This window comes from Streptomyces anandii JCM 4720 (genome assembly GCF_014650655.1).
In the GTDB taxonomy this organism is placed as follows: domain Bacteria; phylum Actinomycetota; class Actinomycetes; order Streptomycetales; family Streptomycetaceae; genus Streptomyces; species Streptomyces anandii.
Genome location: NZ_BMVJ01000015.1, coordinates 135,329 through 141,227 on the forward strand (window position 1 = coordinate 135,329; position 5,899 = coordinate 141,227).

Below are 5,899 nucleotides of genomic sequence, written 5' to 3' on the forward strand. Positions count from 1 at the left end.
GCCGCGCTGAGAACAGCCACCGCCCCGCACGTACGACGACAGCCCCCGGCGCCACGCCGGGGGCTGTCGTCGTACGTGGAGCGGGTGGTCCATGGGCCGTTCGTCGTGAGGTGCGGGACCTTCGGGGTGGTACCGCGGTCCGTCGGTGGGCGCACGGTGGAGTTGGCGGGGCCCGGCAAGGGAGGGGTGGTTGCGATGGGGTGGAGTCCGGTGAACGCGCTGCGGCCGGTGAGCCGCCGCGGGGCGTGGGGGAAGGCGGCGGCCGTCGGGCTGACGGCTGCCATGGCGGCGGCGGTGGCGGCCCCGCCCGCGCGGGCCGCGGACGCGGCGCCGTACCGGGCGCAGGTGCTCGAGCGCGGCTACGACACGGCGAAGGTGGTCACGCTGACCTTCGACGCCGACTGGAGCGACGCCGGGGTGCCGAGTGTGCTCAACACCCTGAAGGCGAACGGGATCACGGCCGCCTTCTCGCTGACCGGGCGGTTCGTGGAACGCTACCCGGCCGCTACCGGCGCGATCATGGACGCGGGGAGCAAGCTGGTCAACCACAGCTACGACCACCCGTACTTCAGCAAGCTGACGCAGGCTCAGCGGTGGGCGGAGCTGGACAAGGCCGAGGCGGCCTACCGCAGGCTCGGTCACGACTCGGGCGGATGGTTCCGCGCGCCGTACCGGGACGGCTATGCCGACCCGGGGCTCAACCGGGACCTGGCGCTGCGCAAGTACTACGTCAACTGGGACTGGACCTTCGACACCACCGGCTACAAGGGCGTCTCCACCGCGACGATCCTGGCCCGGGTGCGCCAGTACACGGTGCCGGGCGCGATCATCCTGATGCACCCGGGCGAGGGCTCCTCCGACCCGGCGGCGCTGCCGCAGGTGATCTCCACCCTGCGCGGCATGGGCTACGGCTTCACCGACCCGTTCCGGACGGTCACCCACGGAGGGATCGGCGCCAAGTACGCCTCGATGGGCGCACAGCGTTCCGGTCTGGGCGCCGCGCGGACGGTCGAGATGCCGGCCTCCACCACCGGCACCGCGGTGCAGTGGTTCGATCACGGGCGGATCTACTGGAAGAAGGGGCTCCCGGTGCACTGGGTGGCCGGGGGGATCCTGACCAAGTTCCTGTCCCTGGGCGGAGTGACCTCCTTCCTGGGCTTCCCGCTCAGTGACGAGACGGTGGTGACCGGGGGCCGGGCCTCGCAGTTCCAGGGCGGAAACGTGTACTGGTCCAGCGGCACGGGGGCGCACGAGGTGCACGGCGGGATCCTCGCGAAGTACCTGAGCCTCGGCGGCTCGGGCAGCCGTCTCGGGCTCCCGGTGAGCGACGAGTTCGGCATCGCGGCCGGGCGGCGCGGCAACTTCCAGCACGGCGCGATCGAGTGGCACTGGGCCACCCACAGCGCGGTGGTCATCTACTACTGACCGCGCGGAGCGGCCGGCGCCGGCGAACGGCACGCCCCGGGTCATCCGGACGGACGTAGCGGATTCCGTGCTTCCGTCGGATGGCGCGGGGCGGCGGCCGGGCGTACGACGGAAGGGCACGGGACCCGCCCCGGGGTCCCGCCCGCCCACAGGAGGAGCCATGGCCCAGCCCACGATGACCCCGATGAGCAAGGAGATGCAGGACTGCGTCGACGCGTGCATGTCGTGCCACAACATGTGCGAGGAGGCCATGAGCTCCTGCATGCAGATGGGCGGCCAGGCGCAGATGCAGATCATGCGCGCGCTCATGGACTGCTCCGAGACGACCCGCATGTGCGCGGACATGATGATGCGCCGCTCGCCCATGTCGGCCGAGATGTGCGCGATGTGCGCCAAGGCGTGCGACATGTGCGCCGAGGCCTGCATGTCCATGCCCGACGACCAGATGATGATGCGCTGCGCCGAGGCGTGTCGCCGCTGCGCCGAGAGCTGTCGCACGATGGCGGGCGCCCGGATGTGAGTCCGGCGTGCGCGAGGCCGGGGCGCCCGCCCGGGTGCCCCGGCCTTTCGTGCGTGCCCCGGCCTTTCGTGCCGTGGCCGGTCAGTTGCCGGTGACCGTGACCTTGTCGTCGTTCTTCAGCTCGTTGACCAGGGTCTTGACCTTGGCCTTGTCCCAGACCAGGTTGCCGCCGGTGGAGCCGGAGATGGGCATGTTCATCGAGGTGCCGTCGCCGCCGTTGACGCCCTTCATCGCCCAGAACATGGAGGCCAGGTCCCACAGGCCCATGTCCTTGTCGACGGTCAGGGCGTCCAGGCCCGCGCCCATCGTGGGGTAGAGCTTGAAGGGGTTCAGGACGGTGGAGGGGGTGGCCACCTGGTGGGCCAGGGCGGCCAGGAACTTCTGCTGGTTCTTGGTGCGCTGCAGGTCGGAGGCGGCGAAGGCGTGCCGGGTGCGGACGAAGGCCAGCGCCTGCTCGCCGTTCAGCGTCTGCTTGCCGGCCTTGAAGTCGGCGCCGGAGTACTTGTCCTTGAAGGCCTTGTCGATGGTGATGTCGACGCCGCCGACCGCGTCCACGATCTTCGCGAAGCCGCCGAAGCCGATCTCCGCGTAGTGGTCGATGTGCAGCCCGGTGTTGTACTCGATGGTGCGCACCAGCAGCTCGGGGCCGTCCTCCGCGTACGCGGCGTTCAGCTTCACGTGCCGGCCCGTGCCCTGGTAGACCTTGCCGGACGTCGAGCCCTTGTACGTGGGGATCACCACGTCCGAGTCGCGGGGCAGCGAGATCAGTGTGTCGCCGTTGTCGCCGACGTGCAGGATCATCATCGTGTCCGTGCGCTTGCCCTCGGCGGAGCCGGTGTGCAGCTTCTGCTTGTCCGCGGACGACATGCCGGCGCGGCTGTCGGAGCCGACGATCAGGTAGTTCGTGCCCTTGCCGGCCTCGGGCCGGTCGATCACCTTGGACAGGTCGACGTCGCGGTGCAGCTTGGAGTCGGCCCACACATAGGTCGCCACCGAGGTCACCACCAGCACCGTGACCAGCGTGATCGCGGTCCACTTGATGCGGCGGCGCCAGTTCGGCGCGGGGCGGGCGGCGCGGGCGTACCCGTCACCGGGGCCGGCCGGGCCGCCGGCGCCGCCGCCGTAGACCTGACCGGTGTTGTAGCCGCTGTCGTACGCGTCCTGGCCGTGGCCCTCGTCGTAGCCCTGGCCGTTCACGTACGACGGCTGCCGCGGGACTCGCTGCGGCGGCGCGCCGTAGCCACCGCCTTGCCCGGGCGGTGTCGCCGGGCCGCGTCGCACCTGGCGCATCACGCGCGCGCTCTCCGGCTGTGCGCCGGCACTGCCGCGTCCGTACCGGGTGCCGCGGTTGTCGTCGGACCACCCCTCGGGCCAATCATTCATGGGCCCCAGTGTGCAGGCAGCGAGTATGTGCCTTACAAGAGCCGTCGGAAAATAAGGTCAGCGCTGTTGCGAAGCTGACACAAATTCCCCGGATGTCGCCCCGGCATAAGGTGGGGGCCATGACAGACCAGGCCCCCGCCGCGGAATCCGAGGCCCCGGAGATCCCGGGCAAGCCGACCTCGGCCTCCCGGACCACCCTCAGCCACATCATGACCCACAACGACACCAACCTCCTGGGCACGGTGCACGGCGGGGTGATCATGAAACTGGTCGACGACGCGGCGGGTGCCGTGGCCGGCCGGCACAGCGGAGGGCCCGCGGTCACCGCGTCCATGGACGAGATGGCGTTCCTGGAGCCCGTCCGCGTCGGCGACCTGGTCCATGTGAAGGCCCAGGTCAACTGGACCGGCCGCACCTCCATGGAGGTCGGCGTGCGGGTGCTGGCCGAGCGCTGGAACGAGTCCGCGCCGCCCACCCAGGTCGGCTCGGCCTACCTGGTCTTCGCCGCCGTGGACGCCGACGGCAAGCCCCGCCGGGTCCCGCCCGTCCTGCCCGAGACCGAGCGCGACCAGCGCCGCTACCAGGAGGCCCAGATCCGCCGCACCCACCGCCTCGCCCGTCGCCGCGCCATCATGGAACTTCGCGAGAAGCGCGTCGCCGAGGGCCACGAGGACTGATCCCGGGGCCCCGTCTCAGGAGCAGGTCACCTCGTCGCCCCTGACCACCGCGGCGGCCTGCCGTGCGGGGTCCTCGGGCTCGACCTTGTGGACCTCGTGGAAGTCGGCGCCGGCGATGACTCGCAGGGTGGGGCCCTGGCCGGGGGCGGCGCGCAGTTCGCTGCCGGGCAGGGCGGCGGCCAGGGAGCGGGCCGAGCGGTCCCAGCGCGGGTCGTAGACCACGACCGTCCGCTTCACCCCGCGCTCCCTGGAGTCCACGGGCGCCGCCGTCGTGCGGAATCCGGCCGCCGCGAGCGCGCTGTCCACGCGCCTGCCGAGCCCGGCCGTCGAGGTGCCGTTCTCCACCTGGACCCGGATCTGCCGCGGGGGGACCTCCACGGTCGCCGGCCGGTCCGGGCGGCTGTCGGGCTGCTTGGCGGCCGGCTTGCGCACGGCCAGCGGCCGGTCCTCGCGCAGGGTGCCGAAGAGCTCCTCCGCCTTCGCCTCGTCCCACTTCACGGTCGAGCCGAGCCCCTTCACGGCGAAGGCCGGCTGCGCGATCGGGACGGTGGTGAACTCCGAGGAGGAGGGCGAGAAGTTCCGCATGGCCCGCCCGAGGTCCAGCAGCTCGTCGGTGTGGAAGCCCTTGTCCGCCCGCACCGAGCCGAGCACGGCGCGCGTCACGTCCCGGAACCTCATCGGGTTCAGCAGCACCCGCGAGGAGGTCGCCCGCTCGATGAGGGCGGCCAGGAACCGCTGCTGCCGCTTCATCCGGCCGAGGTCGCCGGCCCCGTCCACGTGCCGGGACCGCACGTACTGCAGGGCCTGGCCGCCGGTGAGCCTGTGGTTGCCGGCCGGCAGGTCCAGTCCGGTGTAGCTGTCCTTGAGCGGCTCGGTCGTGCAGACCTGTACGCCGCCGAGGACGTCGACGGTCCGCATGAAGGAGGTGAAGTCCACCTCCAGATAGTGGTCGATCTTCAGATGGGTCATGCTCTCGACCGTGCGCACGGTCAGGTTCGGACCGCCCTCCGCGTACGCCGCGTTCAGCTTGACCGGGTGCGCGGGGCGCTGCCTGCCGGTGGCCGGGTCCACGAGGGCGGGGATCTCGGTGTAGGAGTCCCGCGGCAGGCTGACGATGCTGGCCCGCTCCCGGTCCTGCGACAGGTGCACGATCATCATGGTGTCCGTGCAGTGACAGGGCTGCCCGCCCAGCCGGTACCGCTGCCGCTCCTGCGCGCTGATCCGGTCCCGGCCGTCGGTGCCGACCAGCAGCACGTTCATGCCGTGGCCGGGCCGCGGGCGGTTCTTCATGTCCTTGAAGGGATCGACCCGGGTGATGTCGGCGTCCAGGCTGGAGACCACCGCGTGCCCGATCCCCGCCGAGGCGAGCACCACCACCGACAGCGTGGTCGCCGCCCGCATGGCCCAGCGCGGCCGCCGGCGCGGCACGGGCGCGTACGGCACCCGGTCGGGCCGCTCCGGCCGGTCCGGCCGGTGCGGCCGCTCGGGTGCGACGGCCCGCTGCGGCTCCTGCCGCACATGCGCGGGAGGCCGGGACGGCGTGGTGGACATGCAGGGACACCTCCGCATATGGCGTGGGTGGGCACCGTGAGCACCGTAGGCCCATACGATCTGCAGCCCGGTCAGGCGACCCCCGCCGCGCGCACCGGTGTCCCCCGTTCGCGGTAACGTGAGCACCGATGAACGCCAAGCCCGACGTGCGGCTCCCCGCCGTGTCTGTGATCATGCCTGTCCTCAACGAGGAGCGGCATCTGCGCGGGGCCGTGGAAGCGATCCTCGCGCAGGAGTACGACGGCGAGATGGAGGTCGTGATCGCCCTGGGTCCGTCCACGGACCGTACGGACGAGATCGCCGCCGAGCTCGTCCGCGACGACCCGCGCGTGCACACCGTCCC

The 5,899-nt window shown here is 71.7% G+C and carries 6 protein-coding genes; 4 read left to right on the forward strand and 2 right to left on the reverse strand.

The window, feature by feature from the left end; all coding sequences use genetic code 11:
* The first annotated feature begins 195 nt into the window (after window positions 1–195).
* Entirely contained in the window at window positions 196–1,425 is a 1,230-nt protein-coding gene (locus tag IE249_RS25125) for a polysaccharide deacetylase family protein (protein WP_189708148.1), read from the forward strand.
* Between the two features lie 160 nt (window positions 1,426–1,585).
* Window positions 1,586–1,945 carry a four-helix bundle copper-binding protein gene (locus IE249_RS25130; RefSeq protein ID WP_189708150.1) on the forward strand — a complete coding sequence of 120 codons (360 nt, stop codon included), beginning with the start codon at window positions 1,586–1,588 and terminating at the stop codon, window positions 1,943–1,945.
* A gap of 81 nt (window positions 1,946–2,026) precedes the next feature.
* On the opposite strand, the gene IE249_RS25135 is transcribed toward IE249_RS25130, so the two are convergent.
* Complete coding sequence (locus IE249_RS25135) at window positions 2,027–3,328, reverse strand: LCP family protein (protein ID WP_189708152.1); 1,302 nt, start codon at window positions 3,326–3,328, stop codon at window positions 2,027–2,029.
* Between the two features lie 119 nt (window positions 3,329–3,447).
* Here IE249_RS25135 and IE249_RS25140 point away from each other — a divergent pair, with 119 nt between their 5' ends.
* Window positions 3,448–4,005: an acyl-CoA thioesterase gene (locus IE249_RS25140; protein ID WP_229859230.1), complete on the forward strand. Its 558-nt coding sequence runs from the start codon at window positions 3,448–3,450 to the stop codon at window positions 4,003–4,005.
* A 15-nt stretch (window positions 4,006–4,020) separates the two neighbouring features.
* Here the strand turns inward: IE249_RS25140 and IE249_RS25145 are convergent, their stop codons facing one another.
* Entirely contained in the window at window positions 4,021–5,556 is a 1,536-nt protein-coding gene (locus IE249_RS25145; protein ID WP_189708156.1) for an LCP family protein, read from the reverse strand.
* Window positions 5,557–5,684: 128 nt separating this feature from the next.
* On the opposite strand from IE249_RS25145, the gene IE249_RS38455 reads away from it, so the two are divergent.
* The coding region (locus IE249_RS38455; RefSeq protein ID WP_229859232.1) for a glycosyltransferase at window positions 5,685–5,899 on the forward strand (215 nt) is incomplete at its 3' end.